Below are 19,526 nucleotides of genomic sequence, written 5' to 3'. Positions count from 1 at the left end.
AACTCAAGGGGAGGCCGAGGTGACGGCGGCCCCCGCGACGGCCTAACGTGGACGCCTGCACCTGGTCCGCGTTCTGGCCGCTAGCGCGGAGGGCGGACCGGCCGGAGGGGGCAGCCGGTCACTGTCCCGCGAGAAGAGGCCTGGCCCGAGCCACCGCGGCTCGGTCGTCGAAAGGATGCGCGCATGAAGATCCGCGTCGAGCGTGACGGGCTCGCCGACGCCGTCGCGTGGGTGGCCAGAAGCCTCCCCTCCCGGCCTCCCGTGCCGGTACTCGGCGGTGTCCTCCTCGACGCCGGTCCGGACGGCGACACCGACGCGCTGACGGTCTCGGGCTTCGACTACGAAGTCTCGGCCACGGTCGGCGTCCCGGCGACCATCGCCGACGGTGGCCGTCTGCTGGTCTCCGGCCGGCTACTGGCCGACATCACCAAGTCCCTGCCGAACCAGCCGGTCGAGATCTCCGTCGACGGCGCCCGCGCCACCATCACGTGCGGCAGCGCGCGCTTCTCCCTGCCGACCATGCCGGTCGAGGACTACCCGCAGCTGCCGTCCCAGCCCGCCTTCGCGGGCGAGCTCGCCGGCGACGCGTTCGGCCAGGCCGTCACCCAGGTCGTCGTCGCCGCGGGCAAGGACGACACCCTGCCGATGCTGACCGGCATGCGGCTCGAGATCTCCGGCAGCTCGCTGACCCTCGTCGCGACCGACCGCTTCCGGCTCGCCATGCGCGAGTTCACCTGGCAGCCGGCCGAGGGCCTCGCCGACGCCGCGGTGCTCGTCCCGGCGCGCACCCTCGCCGAAGCGGCCAAGACGCTCGGCGCGAGCGGCGCCACGATCCGCCTCGCCCTCGCCAGCGGTGAGGGCCTGCTCGGCCTCTCCGGGTCCGGGCGCTACACGACGACCCGCCTGCTCGACGCGGAATTCCCGCCGTACCGCCAGCTGCTGCCCGCGTCGCACACTTCACGCGCGGTCATCGACGTGTCCGCTCTCACCGAGTCCATCAAGCGCGTTTCACTGGTGGCGGAGCGGGGGACTCAGGTACGACTGGAGTTCGGGGACAACACGCTGCGGTTGTCCGCGGGTGGCGACGACGAGGGAAGCGCCGAAGAGGAGCTTCAGGTCGACTACGAAGGTGAGCCGGTGACGATCGCGTTCAACCCGGGTTACCTCGTCGACGGTCTCGGCGCCCTCCACAGCGACCGGGCGGAGCTGACGTTCACCACGCCGAACCGCCCCGCGCTGATCAAGCCCGCCGACGCCGAGGGCAACCTCGTCCCCGGTTACCTCTACCTCCTGATGCCGGTCCGCCTTCCCGGCTGACCCGCGACTTTCTTAGCACGTAAGGGGATCTCATGGTTCAGCTCGGTCTGGTCGGCCTGGGCAAGATGGGCTTCAACATGCGTGAGCGGCTGCGCGCGGCCGGTCACGAGGTGGTCGGGTACGACCGCAACCCGGACGTCACCGACACGACGTCGCTCGAGGACCTGGTGTCCAAACTGGACGGCCCGCGGATCGTGTGGATCATGGTGCCGGCCGGCGAGCCGACCCGGCAGACCGTCACCGAGCTCGGCAACCTGCTGTCCGCCGGCGACATGGTGATCGACGGCGGCAACTCGAAGTACACCGACGACAAGCTGAACGCCGATCTGCTGGCGGCGAAGGAAATCGGCTACGTCGACTGCGGTGTGTCCGGTGGCGTGTGGGGCAAGGACAACGGCTACGGCCTGATGGTCGGCGGCACGGCCGCCGACGTCGAGCGGGCGATGCCGATCTTCGACGCGCTGCGCCCGGAAGGCCCGCGCGAAGAAGGCTTCTCGCACGCCGGCGACGTCGGCGCGGGCCACTACGCGAAGATGATCCACAACGGCATCGAGTACGGCATGATGCAGGCCTTCGCCGAAGGCTTCGAATTGCTCGAAGCCGCGAAGGTCGTCAACGACGTGCCCGCCGTGATCAAGGGCTGGCAGCGCGGCACGGTCGTCCGGTCTTGGCTGCTCGACTTGCTCGTGCGCGCGCTCGACGAGGACCCGGAGCTGGACGACCTCGAGGGCTACGTCGAAGATTCCGGCGAAGGCCGCTGGACGCTGGAAGAGGCGATCAACAACGCGGTGCCGGCGCCGGTCATCTCGGCGGCGCTCTTCGCGCGGTTCGCTTCGCGCCAGGAGCACTCGGCCGCGATGCGCGCGGTCGCGGCGCTGCGCAACCAGTTCGGCGGGCACGCGGTCAAGAAGGTCGGCGGGTAAAGGAGTTCTGGTGCATCTGCGACACCTGCAGGTCACCGACTTCCGCTCCTGGCCGCAGGCCGATCTCGCGCTCGAACCGGGGCCGACCGTGCTGGTCGGCCAGAACGGTCGCGGCAAGACCAACCTGCTGGAAGCGATCGGGTACGTCGCGACGCTGGGTTCGCACCGCGTCGCGACGGACGCGCCGCTCATCCGGCACGGCTGCGAGCGCGCGCTGGTGCGGGTCGCGGTGGTCAACGACGACCGCGAGCTGACCGTCGAGCTCGAGATCACGGCGGGCCGCGCGAACCGCGCCCGGGTCAACCGCGGCGCGGTCGGCCGGCCGCGTGACGTGCTCGGGATCCTGCGCACGGTGCTGTTCTCCCCGGAGGACCTGGCGCTCGTGCGAGGTGACCCGGGCGAGCGACGCCGGTTCCTCGACGAGCTGCTCGTGCTGCGCGCGCCGCGGTACGCCGGGGTCCGCGCGGACTACGAGAAGGTGCTGAAGCAGCGCAACGCACTGCTCAAGACGGCCGGGAAGCGGCGCACGGGCCGCGAAGACCCGTACGCGCTGTCGACCCTGGAAGTCTGGGACGACCACCTCTCGGTGGCGGGCGCGGAGCTGCTGGCCGCGCGCCTGAACCTCGTCGCGGACCTGGGGCCGTACGCGGCCGCGGCGTACATGGGGGTGGCGCCGGACTCCCGGCCGGCGAAGATCGTGTACCGGTCGTCGCTGGGTGCGGGCCTGCCGGAGACGTACGGCGTACCGGATGGCGAACGCGCGCAACCCGCTGTCCTCAAGGACGTCCTACTCAAGGCGCTCGGTGAGGCCCGGAAGGCCGAACTCGAGCGCGGGATCAGCCTGGTCGGCCCGCACCGGGACGAACTGGAGCTGATCCTGGGCGAGGCGCCGGCCAAGGGCTACGCGAGCCACGGCGAGTCGTGGTCCTTCGCGCTGGCGCTCCGGCTCGGCAGCTACGAGCTGCTGCGCGGGGAGGCCGGCGAACCGGTGCTGCTGCTCGACGACGTGTTCGCCGAGCTGGACCGCAAGCGCCGCGCCCGGCTGGCCGAGGTGGCCGCGAGCGCCGAACAGGTGCTGGTGACCGCGGCGGTCGACGAAGACGTGCCCAGCGAGCTGGCCGGCGGCCGGTTCGTGGTGGCGGATGGTGAGATCACGCGTGGCTGAGCGGGACGGACGAGTACCCCGTGTGACGGGCGGCACAAACCGCACCCGATCTGGGGACAAACCTGTGGACAGTGTGGATAACACGGTGAATGAGTTATCGCCCCGCGTGACCGTGCGGCCAGATGGGTGGCACAAAACGCCCCGCGGCGACTCCAAGCCCACTGTCAGTACTGAGCGCGAGGGTGCCGCTGGGCCGAACGAGGCACCCCCGACCGGGCGCGACCTCGCCCACGCCGCGCTCGAAGCGGCCAAGGCGAAGGCCAAGGAGCGGGGGACTTCCCCCGGGTACCGGCGCCGCACCGTCGGCGGTGGCGGTGGCCAGAACCCCCGGCGGCGCCGCTGGTCAGGACCGGGCGCGGACGCGCGCGACCCGCAGCCGCTCGGCCGGCTCGTCTCCCGGCTGGTCGCCGACCGGGGCTGGAACGAGAGCGTCACGAGCGCCCGCGTCTTCGCCCAGTGGGCGCGGCTGGTCGGCGAAGACGTCGCGGAACACGCCCAACCGGTCGCGCTGAAAGACGGCGAACTCACCGTGCGCGCGAGCTCCACGGCGTGGGCCACCCAGCTCCGGCTGCTGCAGGGAAAACTGCTGCACAAGATCGCCGCGGGCGTCGGGAACGGCGTCGTCAAACGGATGCGGATCCAGGGTCCGACCGCCCCGAGCTGGCGGAAAGGGCCCCGGCACGTGCCGGGGCGCGGCCCTCGTGACACGTACGGCTGACCCGGGTTGCGCGTTGCTCGGTTGAATGCCCCGAGAACGCATCCAGACCTCCCGAGTTACGTCAAGACTCGGCTCGAACCGATTTCGTCCGTCTGTGACGCGTTCAGGGGTGTCCTTGCCGCATGTCAGCGGACGCGGCCAAGTACACTGGAGGTGAGCGAACGTCCGCTCGGGCGAGACGAGGAGAAACAAGGCCTGTGACCGAGAACCAGCACGAGTACAACGCGTCGTCGATCACGGTGCTCGAAGGCCTCGAAGCGGTCCGCAAGCGCCCCGGCATGTACATCGGCTCCACCGGTGAACGCGGGCTGCACCACCTCGTCCAGGAGGTCGTCGACAACTCCGTCGACGAGGCGATGGCCGGGCACGCCACTAAGGTCGAGGTTACCCTCCTCGCCGACGGCGGGGTGCGCGTCGTCGACGACGGCCGCGGCATCCCGGTCGACATGCACCCCAAGGAGAACAAGCCGACCATCGAGGTCGTGCTCACCCAGCTGCACGCGGGCGGCAAGTTCGACAGCGACTCCTACGCGGTGTCCGGCGGCCTGCACGGCGTCGGCATCTCCGTGGTGAACGCGCTGTCGACGAGGCTGCTCGCCGAGGTCAAGTACGGCGGCCGCAGCTGGCGCCAGCTCTACACCGACCAGGTCCCGGGTCCCCTCGAAGACCTCGGCCCGGCGACCGAGACCGGCACCACGATGACGTTCTGGGCCGACGGCGACATCTTCGAGACCACGACGTACAACTTCGAGACGATCTCGCGCCGGCTCCAGGAGATGGCGTTCCTCAACAAGGGGCTGACGCTGTCCCTGCGCGACGAGCGCGTCGCCGACGAGGAGACCGAGGCCGACGCGGAGGGCAAGGTCGCCCGCGTCAAGGAGAAGGTCTACTGCTACCCGGGCGGGCTCGAGGACTTCGTCAAGCACATCAACGGCAGCAAGGACCCGATCCACCCCAGCGTGATCTCCTTCGACGCGAAGGGCACCGGCCTCGAGGTCGAGGTCGCGATGCAGTGGAACACCGGGTTCACGCCGTCGGTCTACACGTTCGCCAACACGATCAACACGCACGAGGGCGGCACCCACGAAGAGGGCTTCCGCGCCGCGCTGACCCGCGTCGTCAACTCCTACGCGCGCGACAAGAAGCTGCTCAAGGAGAAGGACGCCAACCTGACCGGCGACGACGTGCGCGAGGGTCTCGCCGCGATCGTGTCCATCAAGCTGGGCGAGCCGCAGTTCGAGGGCCAGACCAAGACCAAGCTGGGCAACAGCGAGGCCAAGACGTTCGTGCAGCAGCAGTCGAACGAGTGGCTGGCCGACTGGTTCGAGCGCAACCCCACCGAGGCGAAGACGATCATCAACAAGTCGATCTCCTCGGCGCAGGCCCGGATGGCCGCCCGCAAGGCGCGCGACCTGGTCCGCCGCAAGGGCGCGCTCGACATCGGCGGTCTGCCCGGCAAGCTGAAGGACTGCCGCTCCACCAAGCCGGAGGAGTGCGAGCTCTACATCGTCGAGGGTGACTCGGCCGGCGGCTCGGCCAAGGAGGGCCGGGACTCGATGTACCAGGCGATCCTGCCGATCCGCGGCAAGATCATCAACGTCGAGAAGGCCCGCATCGACCGCGTCCTCAAGAACACCGAGGTCCAGTCGCTGATCACCGCGCTGGGCACCGGCATCCACGACGAGTTCGACCTCTCGAAGCTGCGCTACCACAAGATCGTGCTGATGGCCGACGCCGACGTCGACGGCCAGCACATCACCACGCTGCTGCTCACCCTGCTGTTCCGGTTCATGACGCCGCTGATCGAGCACGGCCACGTCTTCCTGTCGCGGCCGCCGCTGTACAAGATCAAGTGGCCGCGGACGGAGCCGGAGTACGCGTACTCCGACCGCGAGCGCGACGCCGTCATCAAGGCGGGTGTCGAGGCCGGCAAGAGGCTGCCGAAGGACGACGCGATCCAGCGCTACAAGGGTCTCGGCGAGATGAACGCCGAAGAGCTGTGGGAGACCACGATGGACCCGGCGAACCGCCTGCTGGGCCGGGTCACCATGGACGACGCCGCGCAGGCCGACGACCTCTTCTCGGTCCTGATGGGCGAGGACGTCGAGGCTCGCCGCTCGTTCATCACGCGCAACGCGAAGGACGTGCGCTTCCTGGACGTGTAGGCGTCCTCCCGCTCTCGTCCGCCGCCAGGACCACCCGCACCCGAGAAGGACCCCATGACGGAAACCCTCCCGCCGGCTCCGGAGAACGACCGGATCGAACCGGTCGACATCCAGCAGGAGATGCAGCGCTCCTACATCGACTACGCGATGAGCGTGATCGTGTCGCGCGCGCTGCCCGACGTCCGCGACGGCCTCAAGCCGGTCGCCCGCCGGATCCTGTACTCGATGTTCGACTCCGGCTTCCGGCCGGACCGCGGGTACAACAAATGCTCCCGCGTCGTCGGCGACGTCATGGGCAACTACCACCCGCACGGTGACTCGGCGATCTACGACGCGCTGGTGCGGCTCGCCCAGCCGTGGTCGCTGCGCTACCCGCTGATCGACGGCCAGGGCAACTTCGGCTCGTCGGGCAACGACCCCGCCGCCGCCATGCGGTACACGGAGTCGCGGCTCGCGCCGCTGGCCATGCAGATGCTGGCCGACATCGAAGAAGACACCGTCGACTTCTCCGACAACTACGACGGCCGCACGCAGGAGCCCGACGTCCTGCCGTCGCGGTTCCCGAACCTGCTGGTCAACGGCGGTTCCGGGATCGCGGTCGGGATGGCGACCAACATCCCGCCGCACAACCTGCGCGAGGTGTCCGAAGGCGTCGTCTGGGCGCTGGAGAACCCCGAGGCGACCGACGACGAGCTGCTCGCCGCGCTGCTGGTCCGCATCAAGGGGCCGGACTTCCCGACCAAGGCGATGATCCTCGGCACGGCCGGCATCGAAGACGCGTACCGCACGGGCCGCGGCTCGATCCGGATGCGCGCGGTCGTCGAGGTCGAGGAAGACGCGAAGGGCCGCACGATCCTGGTCGTGTCGGAGCTGCCGTACCAGGTCAACCCGGACAACCTGGTCGAGAACATCGCGAACCTCGTCCGCGACGGCAAGCTCACCGGCATCTCCGACATCGCCGACGAGTCCAACAGCCGCTCCGGCATGCGGATCGTCGTCACGATCAAGCGGGACGCGGTCGCGAAGGTCGTGCTGAACAACCTGTTCAAGCACACCCAGCTGCAGCAGAACTTCGGCGTCAACATGCTGGCCCTGGTCGACGGCGTGCCGCGCACGCTGCGGATCGACCAGATCATCCGCCACTACGTGAAGCACCAGGTCGAGGTCATCGTCCGGCGGACCCGCTTCCGCCTGAAGAAGGCCGAAGAGCGGGCCCACATCCTGCGCGGGTACGTCAAGGCGCTGGACATGCTCGACGAGGTCATCGCCCTCATCCGGCGGTCGCCCTCGGCGGACGAAGCCCGGCCGGCCCTGATGGAGCTGCTGGACGTCGACGAAATCCAGGCCACCGCGATCCTCGACATGCAGCTGCGGCGCCTCGCCGCGCTGGAGCGCCAGCGGATCATCGACCAGCTGGCCGAGATCGAGCTGGAGATCGCGGACCTCAAGGACATCCTCGAGAAGCCGGAGCGCCAGCGCGGGATCATCCGCGACGAGCTGATGGCGATCGTCGAGAAGTACGGCGACGACCGGCGCACGCAGATCGTCGGCTTCGGCGGCGACGTCACCGACGAAGAGCTCATCGCGGTCGAGGACGTCGTCGTCACCATCACCCGCACGGGGTACGCCAAGCGAACGAAAACGGATCTGTACCGCTCGCAGAAGCGCGGCGGCAAGGGCGTGCAGGGCGCGACGCTGAAGCAGGACGACATCGTCCAGCACTTCTTCGTCTGCTCGACGCACGACTGGATCCTGTTCTTCACGAACAAGGGCCGCGTCTACCGGACCAAGACCTACGACCTGCCCGAGGCCAACCGCAACGCGCGCGGCCAGCACGTGGCGAACCTGATGGCGTTCCAGCCGGACGAGCAGATCGCCCAGGTCATCCAGATCAAGAACTACGAGGTGGCGCCGTACCTGGTGCTCGCCACCCAGCGCGGCCTGGTGAAGAAGACCAAGCTCACCGACTTCGACTCGAACCGCTCGGGCGGCCTGATCGCCATCAACCTGCGCGAGGGCGACGAGCTGGTCGGCGCGGTGCTGGCCGCGGCCGAGGACGACCTGCTGCTGGTGTCGGCCGAGGGCCAGTCGATCCGCTTCCACGCGACCGACGAGGCGCTGCGGCCGATGGGCCGCCCGACGTCCGGCGTGATGGGGATGCGCTTCAACGACGGCGACGAGCTGCTCGGCATCAGCGTCGTCAAGGAAGGCAAGTTCCTGCTGGTCGCGACGGACGGCGGCTACTCCAAGCGCACGCCGATCGAGGACTACCCGGTCCAGGGCCGCGGCGGCAAGGGCGTGCTCACCATCCAGCACGACCGCAAACGTGGCAGGCTGGTGGGTGCGCTCATCGTCGACGCCGAGGACGAGCTCTACGCGATCACCTCGAGCGGCGGCGTGATCCGGACGCCGGCGGGCGACGTGCGCAAGGCAGGACGGCAGACGAAGGGGGTCCGGCTGATGAATCTCGGCGAAGGGACGACTCTTCTCGCCGTCGCACGCAACGCGGACGAGCCCTCGGACGTCGCCAATGGTGACACCCCCGAGGACGCACCGGCGCCGGAAGCGGACGCGCCGGCTTCGGAAGCACCTGACGCGGGTGAGGAAACGACGGCCACGCCGGAGCAGTAAGTTTGCTCTCGACGGCGGCCCCACGGCACGGGTAAGGACTGACTCTTCGTGACACCATCCGAGAATCCCGACGCAGCGGGTTCGAACGGGACTCCGGCGAGCCCGCCCTGGCAGCGGGTCGACAAGGAAGGCGACTCCGAAGCGACGGTCAAGCTGGCCACGGAGGACGCCGCGCTGTACAAGCCGGAGGCACCGGCCGGGGAGACCCAGCCGGTCTCCCCGGAGCAGCGCCCGGTGGTGACCGGAAGCGCCGCCCCCCGCCTCTTCGGCGGCAGCGGCGACACCCCACCGGGCGGCGAGCAGGCGATCCCGTCGGCCTCGAGCCAGCGAGCCCGCCCGAGCGCGCTGCGTCGCCCGGGTCGCGGCCCGCGTCGCGCCTCGCTGCAGGTGAAGCGGTTCGACCCGTGGTCGGTCCTCAAGCTGAGCCTGGTCCTCGGCGTGGCGATGTTCTTCGTCTGGCTGGTCGCGGTCGGCGTCCTGTACACGGTCCTCGACGGCATGGGCGTGTGGGACAAGCTGAACGGCACGTACTCGTCCCTGGTCGGCGGCGAAGGCGCGAATGCGTCGTCGGAGCCGCTGATCAGCGCGGGCCGCGTCTTCGGCATCGCCGCCATCCTCGGCGCGATCAACATCGTCCTGGTGTCGGCGCTGGCCACGGTGAGCGCGTTCATCTACAACGTGTCCGCGGACCTGGCCGGCGGCCTCGAAGTCACCCTGTCGGAACGAGAGTGACCCGGTTACAGGACCCCTCCGGGGGTCCTGTAAAGTTCTCCTCGTTCAAGGGCCTATAGCTCAGGTGGTTAGAGCGCTTCGCTGATAACGAAGAGGTCCCAGGTTCAAGTCCTGGTAGGCCCACTCGAACAGAACCCGGTTCGCCACTGCGCGAGCCGGGTTTCGTCGTTTCCGCTCCTTAATTCTCGATCAAGCGCGGGTTCTCTTCGCAGTCAACGGGTTTACCGTCGAAGCAGACGAAGGGGGCCGGACATGGGGTGGATCATCGCGGGAATCGTGCTCGTCGCGCTGCAGGCGATCGCTGTGGTCGTCGACCTGCGGGACCGGGGGCGCCAGGGGAAGCGGATCGCCGGCGGGCTGCGGCAAGCGCGGCAGGACGACGTCGTGCCGAACCCGCAGGTCGGCGACCAGGGCAACTACCTGGGCAGCTGGTAGCGCGTCAGTCCCGCTCCATCGAAAGGACCGCGCCCGTCTGCTGGGCGACGTCGACCTCGATGCGCCCCTGGCTGCTGTCCGCGATCTCGACCTCCCAGCTCGGCTGCCTCTGAGCGGTGTCCCGCTCCACGCCCAGCGACCGGCCGCCGTACTCGTCGGTGGCGATCCGGGCGGCCTGGGCTTGGTCGACCGAGTGCGCGGGCGGCGTCGACGAACTGCACGCGGCGGTGGCGACGAGCAGCGCAGCGGCGCCGGCCAGCAACGCGGTACGCATACGGGAACTCCTTCCGTTGACGGCTTTCCTCTCCCGAGGGTGTCTTCGGCGGAAGGCGCCGGCATCGGGGCCCGACCCCGAAATGTCCCGGATACAGGTCAGCCCTGCCGGGAAGAGAAGGCCGGCAGGGCTGAGCAGTCACGGTCGGCACGCACCACGGTCGCCTCTCGGCGAGGTGGCGCTTCGCGGCTCCAGCCGGACGGAACTCCGCGAAGGCAGTGGTTGAGGCCCGGGGGACACGGTGGGCGAACCGACCAATGGGTACAACAGGACGCCCGGCCGCGGTATTTCCGTGGGCGTGTGACGTCGATTACCCGTGGTTCCACGTGGAACCACCGGCACCCGGCAACCGCGCCGAGCCGGTGCAGTAACATCGCGGGGTAAGGGAAGCAAGCTGAGAAGGGGGCTTCGGTGAAGAAGCTGCTGGCACTCGCGGTCATCGCGGGCGGCGTCCTGTTCGTCGTGAAGCGCAACAAGGCGGCCAAGGCGGAAGCCGACCTCTGGCGCGAGGCGACCGCGCCGGTCCCCTCGAGCAACGGCACCACGCCGGCCAAGCCGGCGGGCGCGTCCCACAACTGACGCTGTGCGCGGGCGGCCGTGCGCCGCTCGCGTCCGGGGCTGTAGCTCAATTGGTAGAGCACCGCCTTTGCAAGGCGGGGGTCAGGGGTTCGATTCCCCTCAGCTCCACATCACGTCCGACGAAGGCCAGGTCCGCGAGACCTGGCCTTCGTCGTCCCGGGAGGTTGTCGAAATCCCGGAGCCGGCTCCGTCCCAGGGGTGTGAGCGGCTGCGGAGGCCGCCTGACTCGGGAGGCAATCATGGCGATCCACCGGCTGGACCACACCGGTTACGTGGTCGAGGACCTCGCGGCCGCTGTCGCGTTCTTCGTCGAGCTCGGGATGGAGCTCGAAGGCGAAGCCACCGTCGAGGGGGACTGGGCCGACAAGCTCATCGGGCTCGACGACGTCCGCGCGGACATCGCGTTCCTGAAGACGCCCGACGGCCACGGCCGGGTCGAGTTGTCGACCTTCCGGACACCGACCTCCGCCGAGAAAGCGCCGTGGGCGCCCGTCAACGTCCCCGGCATTCCGCGGATCACCTTCGTCATCGATGACGTCGACGACCTCGTCAAGCGCCTGCGCGAGCACGGCGGCGAGCTCGTCGGCGAAATCGCGCGGTACCAGGACTACTGCCGGTACGCCTACGTCCGCGGGCCCGCCGGCGTCATCGTCGGGCTCGTCGAAGAACTCAGCTGAAGGGGAACTGCCATGGCCGTCGCCGATGACCTCGACCGCGCCACCGACTCGGCTTGGGACTGGGTTGCCGAGCAAACCCGCACCTACCTGGACTCCGGGGGAACCGAGGGGCACGAGTCGAACGGTCTGCACACGCTGATCCTCGCCACCACCGGACGCCGGACCGGGACCCCGCGGCGCTGTTGCCTGATCTACGGGACCTCGGGGGACGACTTCGTCGTCGTCGCCTCGAAGGCCGGGGCCGACGAGGATCCGGCGTGGTTCAAAAACCTCGAGGCGAACCCGAGCGTCGGCGTCCAGGCTGGGACGCGCCGGTTCACCGCCCGTGCGCGGGTGGCGTCCGCGGCCGAGCGCGAGACGCTCTGGCCGATGATGGCCGGCATCTTCCCGCTGTACGACGAATACGCGCGGAAGACCGACCGCGTGATCCCGATCGTGCTGCTCACGCCGCAGGACTGACGTGACAGCGCCCGTGTCAGGGTGAGGTCAGGTCGGTGTCAGGCCGGCCGAACACAGTGCTCCCATGACAGAAATGGCGATCACGGCTTCCGGGCTTCGGAAGGCCTACCAGGACAAAGTCGTGCTCGACGGCATCGACTTGCAGGTACCCGCGGGGACGATCTTCGCCCTCCTCGGCCCGAACGGCGCCGGGAAGACGACGATGGTGAACGTCCTGACCACGCTGCTCAAGGCGGACGGCGGCGCGATCAGCGTCGCCGGTCACGACATCGCGGCCGAGACCAAGAAGGTCCGGTCCGCGATCGGGGTCACCGGGCAGTTCGCGGCCGTCGACGAGCTCCTCACCGGCGAAGAGAACCTCCAGCTGATGGTGGACCTCAGCGGGGCCAAGGACGGCAAGCGGGTCGTGGCCGACCTGCTCGAGCGCTTCGAACTCACGGAGTCGGCGCGCAAGCCGGCGTCGACCTACTCCGGGGGCATGCGCCGGAAGCTCGACCTGGCGATGACGCTCGTCGGCCACCCGCGGATCATCTTCCTCGACGAGCCGACGACCGGTCTGGATCCGCGCAGCCGCCGGACGATGTGGGCGATCATCCGCGACCTCGTCGCCGACGGCGTCACCATCTTCCTCACCACGCAGTACCTCGAGGAAGCCGATCAGCTGGCCGACCGGATCGCCGTGCTCGACCAGGGCCGGCTCGTCGCGGAGGGCACCGCCGACGAGCTCAAGCGCCGGCTGCCCGGCACCCACGTCCGGCTCCGGTTCGCCACCGCCGCCGAGCTCGACGCCGCCGCGCGCGTCCTCGTCGACGGCACCCGCGACGACGAGGCACTCGCTCTGCGCGTTCCCGGCGACGGCAGCTCGAAATCGTTGCGGACCTTGCTCGACCGGCTCGACGAATACGCGCTCACCGCCGAAGAGTTTTCCGTGCACACCCCCGATCTCGACGACGTCTTCCTCGCCCTCACCGGCCACGCCACGGAGGTTGTTTCCCGATGAGCACCCACGCCACGGTCATGCTTCGCCGCAATTTCAAGCACATCGCCCGGAACCCGACGTCGGTCTTCAACGCCGTCCTGATGCCGATCGTGATCATGCTGATGTTCGTCTACATGCTCGGAGACGCGTTCGACGTCGGCGTCGATTACGTCGACTACGCCACGCCGGGCCTGACGCTCCTCGCGATTTGCTACGGCCTCGGCGCCACGGCGACGTCGGTGAACTCCGACATGACGAAGGGGATCATCAACCGCTTCAAGGTCATGGACGTCTCGCGCGGCGCGGTGCTGACCGGGCACGTCGTCGCGAGCGTGCTGACCAACCTGATCGCCATCGCCGCGCTCGTCGGCGTCGCTTTCCTGCTCGGCTTCAGCCCGTCCGCGGGTTTCCTCGACTGGCTCGGCGTGGTCGGCATGATCGTGCTGCTCGGTTTCGCGGCCGGCTGGTTCACCGTCGCGCTGGGACTGGCCGCGAAAACGCCGGAAACGGCGGGGATGGCCGCCGTGCCGCTGGTGATGCTGCCGTTCTTCAGCAGCGCCATCGTGCCCGCCGAAAAGATGGGGCCCGGCCTCCGGGAATTCGCCGAGTACCAGCCGTTCACGCCGATCATCGAAACCGTGCGCGGACTGCTCACCGGCACGCCGTCCACCGGCTACGCGATCGCCGCGGTCGCCTGGTGCGTCGGGATCGCCGTGGTCGGTTACGTGTGGGCGCGGGCGAAGTTCACGAAGCGAGCGTGACGCCCGCCAGCTCGTCCCAGCTCGCCGCCGTTCCCTCCCGCGTCGCCTCGGTGAACCCTTCGTCACCGAGGCGATTCCGGGTGTCCGCTTCGATCCGGGCGAAGTCCGGGTGGGAGCGGTCCGCCAGTCCGCGCAGGCCGGCGCTCGCCGCGAGCAGGCGGGCGGCCTGCGCGGGTTCTTCGGTGCGCAGCGCCAGATCCGCGATTCCCACGAGGACCTGCGCGAGCACGAGCGGGTGGCCCGTCTCGGACGCCGCGGCGAACGCCGCGGCCCGGTGTTCACGGGATTCGCCGACGTCCGTGGCCAGGTAGCCGAGCAGGTCGCCGGTCACCGCGCGGACGGTCGGCAGCCCGGCGCCGTCGCCCAGCATCGTCGTCGCGACGTCGAGCTGGCGGCGGGCCTGCTCGAAATCACCGCGCCAGCGCGCGAGTTCCGCCTTCGACAGTGCCAGCTCGGCCAGCGCGTTCGGCCAGGCGACGCGTTCCGCGGCTCGCTGCGCTTCGGCCAGCGCCACCGCGCTCGCGTCCTCGTCGCCGAGCAGCCAGTACAGCTGGGCCTGCCGCATCCGCATCCGGACGACGTCCTCGATGGCCCCGACCTCGGTGACCACCACGACGGCTTCTTCGTAGTACGCGCAGGCGCCGGCGAACTCGCCGCGCACGGCGATGCGGTCGGCCAGCTCGGTCAGCGCGAACGACGTACCCCACCGTTCGCCGATCGCGCGGAACTCGGCGAGCGCCGTCTCGAGGTGCGCGTCCGCCTCGCGATCGCCGTGGCCGAACTGGATCCGCATCTTGCCGAGCTGCAGCCGGGCCACCGCGCGAGCCCACGGGTCTTCGTCGGCGAGCAGCGGTTCGAACGCGGTCAGTGCCGCGTCCGGCCCGTGCAGCAGGCGTTCGAGCGCGGGGGCGAACCGCAGCTCCAGGTCGCCGTCCGGGGTCTGGCGGCTGATTTCGTAGGCCTTCCGGATCCAGTCCACCGCCTGGGACTCGTCGCTCTGCTGCCCGGACGTCACGAACTGGACGACGAACGAATAGACGACACCGCGGAGCTCGTCCGGCACGTCGCCGGGCACGGCCGTGGCCGCCAGGACCAGCTCGTTGCCCTCCGCCCGGTGCCCGCCGAGCCACCAGTACCAGGCGGCACCGGCCGCCAGGCGCATCGCGGGCTCGGCTTCGGCGGCCGCGAGCGCACCGCGCATCGCCGCCGCGATGTTCTCGTGCTCGGCTTCGAGCTTGGCCAGCCAGTCCAGCTGTTCGCCGCCGCGCAGGTGAGGCTTCGCGGTCTCGGCCAATTCGGTGAAGTACGCGAGGTGCGCGTGCCGAGCCCGCGTCGTTTCCTCGGCCTCGGCGAGCCGCTGCTCGGCGTACTCCTTGATCGTGCCGAGCATCCGGTACCGCTGCGCGCCGTCGCGCTCGCTGACCACCACCAGCGACTTTTCGGTCAGCGCCGTCAGCAGTTCGAGGACTTCCCACTCCTCGACGACGTCGCCGCCGCACACCCGCTCGGCCGCTTCCAGGCTCGCGCCGCCGGCGAACACCGACAGCCGGCGCAGCACGACGCGCTCGGCGTCGGTGAGCAGTTCCCAGCTCCAGTCGATGACCGCGCGCAGCGTCCGGTGCCGGGGCAGCGCGGTGCGGCTGCCGCCGGTCAGCAGGCGGAAGCGGTCGTCGAGCCGGTGGGCGAGCTGGTCGAGCGACATGGTGCGCAGCCGCGCGGCGGCGAGTTCGATCGCCAGCGGCATCCCGTCCAGCGCCCGGCAAACCCGCGCCAACGTCGGCAGCGCGGCGTCGTCGGTCGCGAGCTCCTTGCGCACCGCGCCGGCCCGGTCGCGCAGCAGCCGGACGGCCGGGGCGGCCTCGATTTCGGCGGGATCGGCGTCCGGCGCGGGCAGGACCAGCGGCGCGAGCTGCCACAGCGCCTCGCCGGTGATGCCGAGCGGTTCCCGGCTCGTCGCCAGGATCCGCAGCCGACGGCACTCGCCGAGGACGCGGTGGGCGAACGCCGCCGCGGACTCGATGACGTGCTCGCAGTTGTCCAGCACCAGCAGCATCGATCGCTCGCGCAGCGCCGCGATGACCCGGTCCGTCGGCTCCGCGTCCGGTGCCTCGCCGAGGAGCGCGTCCCGCAGCTTGAGCGCGCCGAGCGTGGCTTGCGCGACGTCGCCGTCGGCGCCGATGGCCGCGAGCTCGACCACCCAGGCGCCGTCCGGCAGGTCGCCGAGCAGGTGCCGCGCGGTTTCCGTGGCCAGCCGGGTCTTCCCCGAGCCGCCCGGGCCGATCACGGTGGTGAGCCGGTGGCCGGAGCTGAGCTCGCTGACCGCGGTGACGTCGGCGTCCTTGCCGACGTAGCTGGTGAGCTCGGCCCGCAGGTTGGTTTTCCGGTCCGCTTCCGGCCGCGCCAGCTCGCCCCGCAGCAGCGCGACGTGCAGCGCCGAGAGTTCCGGCGAAGGATCGACGCCCAGCGAATCGGCGAGCGCGTCCTTCGTGCGCTGGTACAGGAGCAGCGCTTCGGAGTCGCGGCCGCTGGCGACGAGGGCGCGCATCAACGCGGCGACGAGCCGTTCGCGCATCGGGTTGGCGGCGACCAGATCGGTCAGCTCGGTGACGACCTTCGCGCCGTGACCGAGGTTCAGCTCGGCGTCGAAGTACTCCTCCACGGCCGTCAGGCGCAGGGCTTCGAGTCGGGTGACGGCGGCTTCGAGGGCCGCGCTTTCGGGCAGGTCGACGTCCTGCATGGCCGGACCGCGCCACAGCTCGAGCGCTTCCCGGAGCCGGCCCGGTTCGCCGGCGAGGCGTTCGAACCGCACGGCGTCGACGTCGTCGGGGCCGAGCAGCAGCCGGTAGCCGGTCGGCTGCCCGTCGACGGACCCTTCCGGCAGCGCTTTCCGCAGCCGGGAAACCAGGCGTTGCAACGCGTTCGCGGCATCGGCGGGCGGGTGCTCACCCCAGATCCAGTCGACCAGCGTCGCCTTCGGGACGACGTGTCCCGGGTCGAGCGCGAGGGCGGCCAGCAGGCCGCGCAACCGGGCGCCCGGCACGTCGGCCAGTGCGCCGTCGTCCGTCCGGACCTCGAAGGGGCCCAGTATCCCGATCTGCACCAGGCCGATCTTGCCACGGACGCCGGTGTCCGAGCGGTGTCAGGCCCGTGTCAGCCGGCCCGGCCATCGTGGCGGCAACCACCACGAAAGGAAATCCGATGAGCCAGAAGGTCGACGTCCCGCACGGTCTGCCCATGGAGCGCGACGCGGGCCCCTTCGACCCGCCGAGCGGGATCAGCCGGCTGCGCGACGCGCGCCCGGTCAGCCCGCTCGTGTTCCCCGACGGGCACGAGGGCTGGCTCGTCACCGGCTACGAAGAGGTCCGGCAGCTGATGGCCGACACGCGGTTCAGCTCGCGGCTGGACCTCGACGTCATCCACGTGCCGTACGAGACGGGCATGCCCGCCGCGACCGAGCCGTCCCCGCAGCTGCCGGGCATGTTCATCGCGATGGACCCGCCGGACCACGGCCGGCTGCGGCGCAAGCTGACCGGCGCCTTCACCGTCAAGCGGATGAAGACGCTGGAGGACCACATCGTCGAGATCGTCGAGCGGCAGCTGGACCACCTCGCACAGCTGACGCCGCCGATCGACCTGGTGAAGGAGTTCGCGCTCCCGGTGCCGTCGCTGGTGATCTGCGAACTGCTCGGCGTGCCGTACGAGGACCGCGAAAGCTTCCAGGCCGACTCGGCGCAGTTCATGGTCCGCGACCAGCCGCTCGAGACGAAGATGGGCGCGTACATCGCGCTGAACACGTACCTCACCGAGCTGGTCACGAGCAAGCGCGCCGAGCCCGGCGACGACATCCTGTCCGACCTGGCCCGCCACGAGGACCTGACCGTCGAGGAGCTGACCGGCGCCGCGTTCCTGCTGCTGCTCGCCGGCCACGAGACGACCGCGAACATGCTGTCGCTGGGCACTTTCGCGCTCCTGGAGCACCCGGAGCAGGCCGCCGGGGTTCGTGCGAACCCGGACCTGCTGCCGGGCGCGGTCGAGGAACTGCTGCGCTACCTGTCGGTGGCCGACATCTTCTTCCGCTACGCCACCGAAGACCTGGAGCTGGGCGGCGAAACGATCCCCCAGGGCTCAACGGTCGTGGTTTCGCTGCTGGCCGCCAACCACGACCCCCGCCGCTTCGACAACCCGGACACCCTCGACGTCCACCGCAACGCCCGCGGCCTCCTCTCCTTCGGCCACGGCGTCCACCAGTGCCTCGGCCAGCAGCTGGCCCGCATCGAGATGCGCGCCGGCTTCGAGGCCCTGCTGCGGCGCTTCCCGACGCTGGCGCTCGCGGTGCCCGCGGGGGAGGTGAAGCTGCGGACGGACATGAACATCTACGGCGTCCACGAGCTGCCGGTCACCTGGACGGCTACCGCAGGAAGCTGATCACCGCGTCCCGGCCCGCGTGGCCGCGCTCGCGGTTCTGGATCGAGTGGGACTCGCCCGGGACGATCACCAGCTGACCGCGCGGAGCCTGCGCCGCTTCCTCCCGAGCCCACTCCAGCGGTGTCGACAGGTCGCGGTCGCCGTTCACCAGCAGCACCGGGACGTTCGGCAGCCGGCCGGCCGGGTTCGAAGCGGGGCGCTCGGCCGGCCACGGGAGGCAGCTCTGGATGAATCCCTGCTGCGTGGCCACTTCCGTCGTGTACGGCCAAGTCGCGCGAGCCGGCAGCGTGCGGGCGGCCAGCGATAGCAGTGGTTGGCGCAGTGACACCGGCGTCGCCGCGGAGTCCCACGGGAAGCGCTGGTCCGCGCACAGCGTCGCCGCGTGGAGGCCGGCGCTGAACGATGCCGGGTCGTCGCCGCCGGACTTGTACGCCTCCAGCAGGCCGTCCAGGTCAGCCGGGGCGCCCGCGCGGGCCTCGTGGACGGCGCCGACGAGGTCGCCCGCCGCCGCGTTGCGGTACGTCGGGTCGACGAACTCGTACGTGACGACCAGGTCGAAGATCCGCACGCCGTCGGCCGGACTGCGGTGGCGGACCACCCACGCCAGGTCGTCGGCCGGGTCGTAGCCGCACGCGGGAGCTACCGCGCACGCCGCTCGCAGCACCCGCGCTTCGGCCGTCAGCCCCGTCAGGTACAGCGAGGCCGACGCCGAAGCGTGGTGCGGCAGCACCGAATCGAGGACGACCTTGCTGACGTTGCCCGGGTGCGCGAGCGCGTACCGGGCCGCCGTGAAGGAGCCGTACGAGACGCCGTCGACCACCATCTTCGGCACGTCGAGCGCGCGCCGGAGCTGGTCGAAGTCCGCGACCGTCTGGTCGGTCGAGTACAGCGGTGCCGTGTCGCCGAGGATGTGTGCGCATTCGAGCACCGCGTCGCGGGAAGGCGTCGCGATGTCCGAGCTGCCCATCTGCTCCTGCAGCCCGGGGCACTTCAGCGCGCCGGACGGGCCGGTGCCGCGCTGGTCGAGCATGACGAACCGGTAGTCCTTCGCGACTTCCGGCAGCCGCTGCTTCGCGATCCGCGTGATGGTGCCGACGCCACCCTGGCCGGGGCCGCCGGTCAGGAACAGCAGGACGCCCTTGGGCGCGTCGGCGTTGTCGGCGGTCGCCACGGCGAGGTCGAGCGTGCCCGGCACGCGGCCGGTGTGGTCGAGCGGCACGGTCAACGTCGAGCAGGTGAAACCCGGTTGGCCCGGGCACGGGTGCGGATCCGTCAGCTTCGGTCGT

The 19,526-nt window shown here is 70.3% G+C and carries 17 protein-coding genes and 2 tRNA genes; 16 read left to right on the top strand and 3 right to left on the bottom strand.

From position 1 onward, the window contains the following. Positions 1 to 183 precede the first annotated feature (183 nt). The 9 genes from dnaN to ACLJQM_RS34930 all read left to right on the top strand — a co-directional run bounded on the left by dnaN (position 184) and on the right by ACLJQM_RS34930 (position 10,086). A complete protein-coding gene (gene dnaN / locus ACLJQM_RS34970; protein WP_410634639.1) occupies positions 184 to 1,317 on the top strand; it encodes a DNA polymerase III subunit beta in 1,134 nt (377 codons plus the stop codon). Positions 1,318 to 1,349: 32 nt separating this feature from the next. After that, positions 1,350 to 2,240, top strand: a complete 891-nt coding sequence (gnd, locus tag ACLJQM_RS34965; RefSeq protein WP_247016271.1) for a phosphogluconate dehydrogenase (NAD(+)-dependent, decarboxylating) — start codon at positions 1,350 to 1,352, stop codon at positions 2,238 to 2,240. Between the two features lie 10 nt (positions 2,241 to 2,250). After that, positions 2,251 to 3,405, top strand: coding sequence for a DNA replication/repair protein RecF (gene recF, locus ACLJQM_RS34960; protein WP_360775380.1), 1,155 nt, complete (start codon positions 2,251 to 2,253; stop codon positions 3,403 to 3,405). Positions 3,406 to 3,511: 106 nt separating this feature from the next. Beyond that, positions 3,512 to 4,123 carry a DciA family protein gene (locus ACLJQM_RS34955; RefSeq protein ID WP_360775377.1) on the top strand — a complete coding sequence of 204 codons (612 nt, stop codon included), beginning with the start codon at positions 3,512 to 3,514 and terminating at the stop codon, positions 4,121 to 4,123. A 197-nt stretch (positions 4,124 to 4,320) separates the two neighbouring features. Continuing rightward, positions 4,321 to 6,288, top strand: coding sequence for a DNA topoisomerase (ATP-hydrolyzing) subunit B (gyrB, locus tag ACLJQM_RS34950; protein WP_247016263.1), 1,968 nt, complete (start codon positions 4,321 to 4,323; stop codon positions 6,286 to 6,288). A 54-nt stretch (positions 6,289 to 6,342) separates the two neighbouring features. Continuing rightward, positions 6,343 to 8,919 (top strand): DNA gyrase subunit A, encoded by a 2,577-nt coding sequence (gene gyrA, locus ACLJQM_RS34945; protein WP_247016261.1) that lies wholly within the window; start codon positions 6,343 to 6,345, stop codon positions 8,917 to 8,919. 48 nt (positions 8,920 to 8,967) lie between these two features. Continuing rightward, positions 8,968 to 9,651, top strand: a complete 684-nt coding sequence (locus ACLJQM_RS34940; RefSeq protein ID WP_247016259.1) for a DUF3566 domain-containing protein — start codon at positions 8,968 to 8,970, stop codon at positions 9,649 to 9,651. Positions 9,652 to 9,700: 49 nt separating this feature from the next. Beyond that, positions 9,701 to 9,774, top strand: a tRNA-Ile gene (locus ACLJQM_RS34935). Between the two features lie 129 nt (positions 9,775 to 9,903). Beyond that, entirely contained in the window at positions 9,904 to 10,086 is a 183-nt protein-coding gene (locus ACLJQM_RS34930; protein WP_410634638.1) for a hypothetical protein, read from the top strand. A gap of 4 nt (positions 10,087 to 10,090) precedes the next feature. On the opposite strand, the gene ACLJQM_RS34925 is transcribed toward ACLJQM_RS34930, so the two are convergent. Next, complete coding sequence (locus ACLJQM_RS34925; protein WP_410634637.1) at positions 10,091 to 10,360, bottom strand: PepSY domain-containing protein; 270 nt, start codon at positions 10,358 to 10,360, stop codon at positions 10,091 to 10,093. A 411-nt stretch (positions 10,361 to 10,771) separates the two neighbouring features. On the opposite strand from ACLJQM_RS34925, the gene ACLJQM_RS34920 reads away from it, so the two are divergent. The 6 genes from ACLJQM_RS34920 to ACLJQM_RS34895 all read left to right on the top strand — a co-directional run bounded on the left by ACLJQM_RS34920 (position 10,772) and on the right by ACLJQM_RS34895 (position 13,815). Continuing rightward, the gene (locus tag ACLJQM_RS34920; protein WP_020642567.1) at positions 10,772 to 10,939 is read left to right on the top strand and encodes a DLW-39 family protein; all 168 of its coding nucleotides are present in this window, start codon (positions 10,772 to 10,774) and stop codon (positions 10,937 to 10,939) included. 35 nt (positions 10,940 to 10,974) lie between these two features. Next, a tRNA-Ala gene (locus ACLJQM_RS34915) sits at positions 10,975 to 11,047 on the top strand. Between the two features lie 131 nt (positions 11,048 to 11,178). Continuing rightward, positions 11,179 to 11,616, top strand: a complete 438-nt coding sequence (locus tag ACLJQM_RS34910) for a VOC family protein (RefSeq protein WP_410634636.1) — start codon at positions 11,179 to 11,181, stop codon at positions 11,614 to 11,616. A 12-nt stretch (positions 11,617 to 11,628) separates the two neighbouring features. Continuing rightward, positions 11,629 to 12,075 carry a nitroreductase family deazaflavin-dependent oxidoreductase gene (locus tag ACLJQM_RS34905; protein WP_410634634.1) on the top strand — a complete coding sequence of 149 codons (447 nt, stop codon included), beginning with the start codon at positions 11,629 to 11,631 and terminating at the stop codon, positions 12,073 to 12,075. Positions 12,076 to 12,139: 64 nt separating this feature from the next. Further along, a complete protein-coding gene (locus ACLJQM_RS34900; protein ID WP_410634633.1) occupies positions 12,140 to 13,075 on the top strand; it encodes an ATP-binding cassette domain-containing protein in 936 nt (311 codons plus the stop codon). Further along, entirely contained in the window at positions 13,072 to 13,815 is a 744-nt protein-coding gene (locus ACLJQM_RS34895; RefSeq protein WP_410634632.1) for an ABC transporter permease, read from the top strand. Before ACLJQM_RS34900 ends, ACLJQM_RS34895 begins: the two co-directional genes overlap by 4 nt. Here the strand turns inward: ACLJQM_RS34895 and ACLJQM_RS34890 are convergent. Further along, the gene (locus tag ACLJQM_RS34890) at positions 13,799 to 16,915 is read right to left on the bottom strand and encodes a BTAD domain-containing putative transcriptional regulator (protein ID WP_410634630.1); all 3,117 of its coding nucleotides are present in this window, start codon (positions 16,913 to 16,915) and stop codon (positions 13,799 to 13,801) included. The genes ACLJQM_RS34895 and ACLJQM_RS34890 overlap by 17 nt on opposite strands. A gap of 98 nt (positions 16,916 to 17,013) precedes the next feature. On the opposite strand from ACLJQM_RS34890, the gene ACLJQM_RS34885 reads away from it, so the two are divergent. Beyond that, positions 17,014 to 18,240 (top strand): cytochrome P450, encoded by a 1,227-nt coding sequence (locus ACLJQM_RS34885; protein ID WP_410634628.1) that lies wholly within the window; start codon positions 17,014 to 17,016, stop codon positions 18,238 to 18,240. Here ACLJQM_RS34885 and ACLJQM_RS34880 read toward each other — a convergent pair. Then, entirely contained in the window at positions 18,224 to 19,459 is a 1,236-nt protein-coding gene (locus tag ACLJQM_RS34880) for an alpha/beta fold hydrolase (RefSeq protein WP_410634825.1), read from the bottom strand. The genes ACLJQM_RS34885 and ACLJQM_RS34880 overlap by 17 nt on opposite strands. Positions 19,460 to 19,526: the final 67 nt, after the last annotated feature.

It is taken from the genome of Amycolatopsis sp. cmx-4-83 (assembly GCF_046548815.1).
Taxonomy (GTDB): domain Bacteria; phylum Actinomycetota; class Actinomycetes; order Mycobacteriales; family Pseudonocardiaceae; genus Amycolatopsis; species Amycolatopsis pretoriensis_A.
Note: the sequence above shows the minus strand (reverse complement) of the source record. Positions and strands in the feature narration are given on the sequence as shown.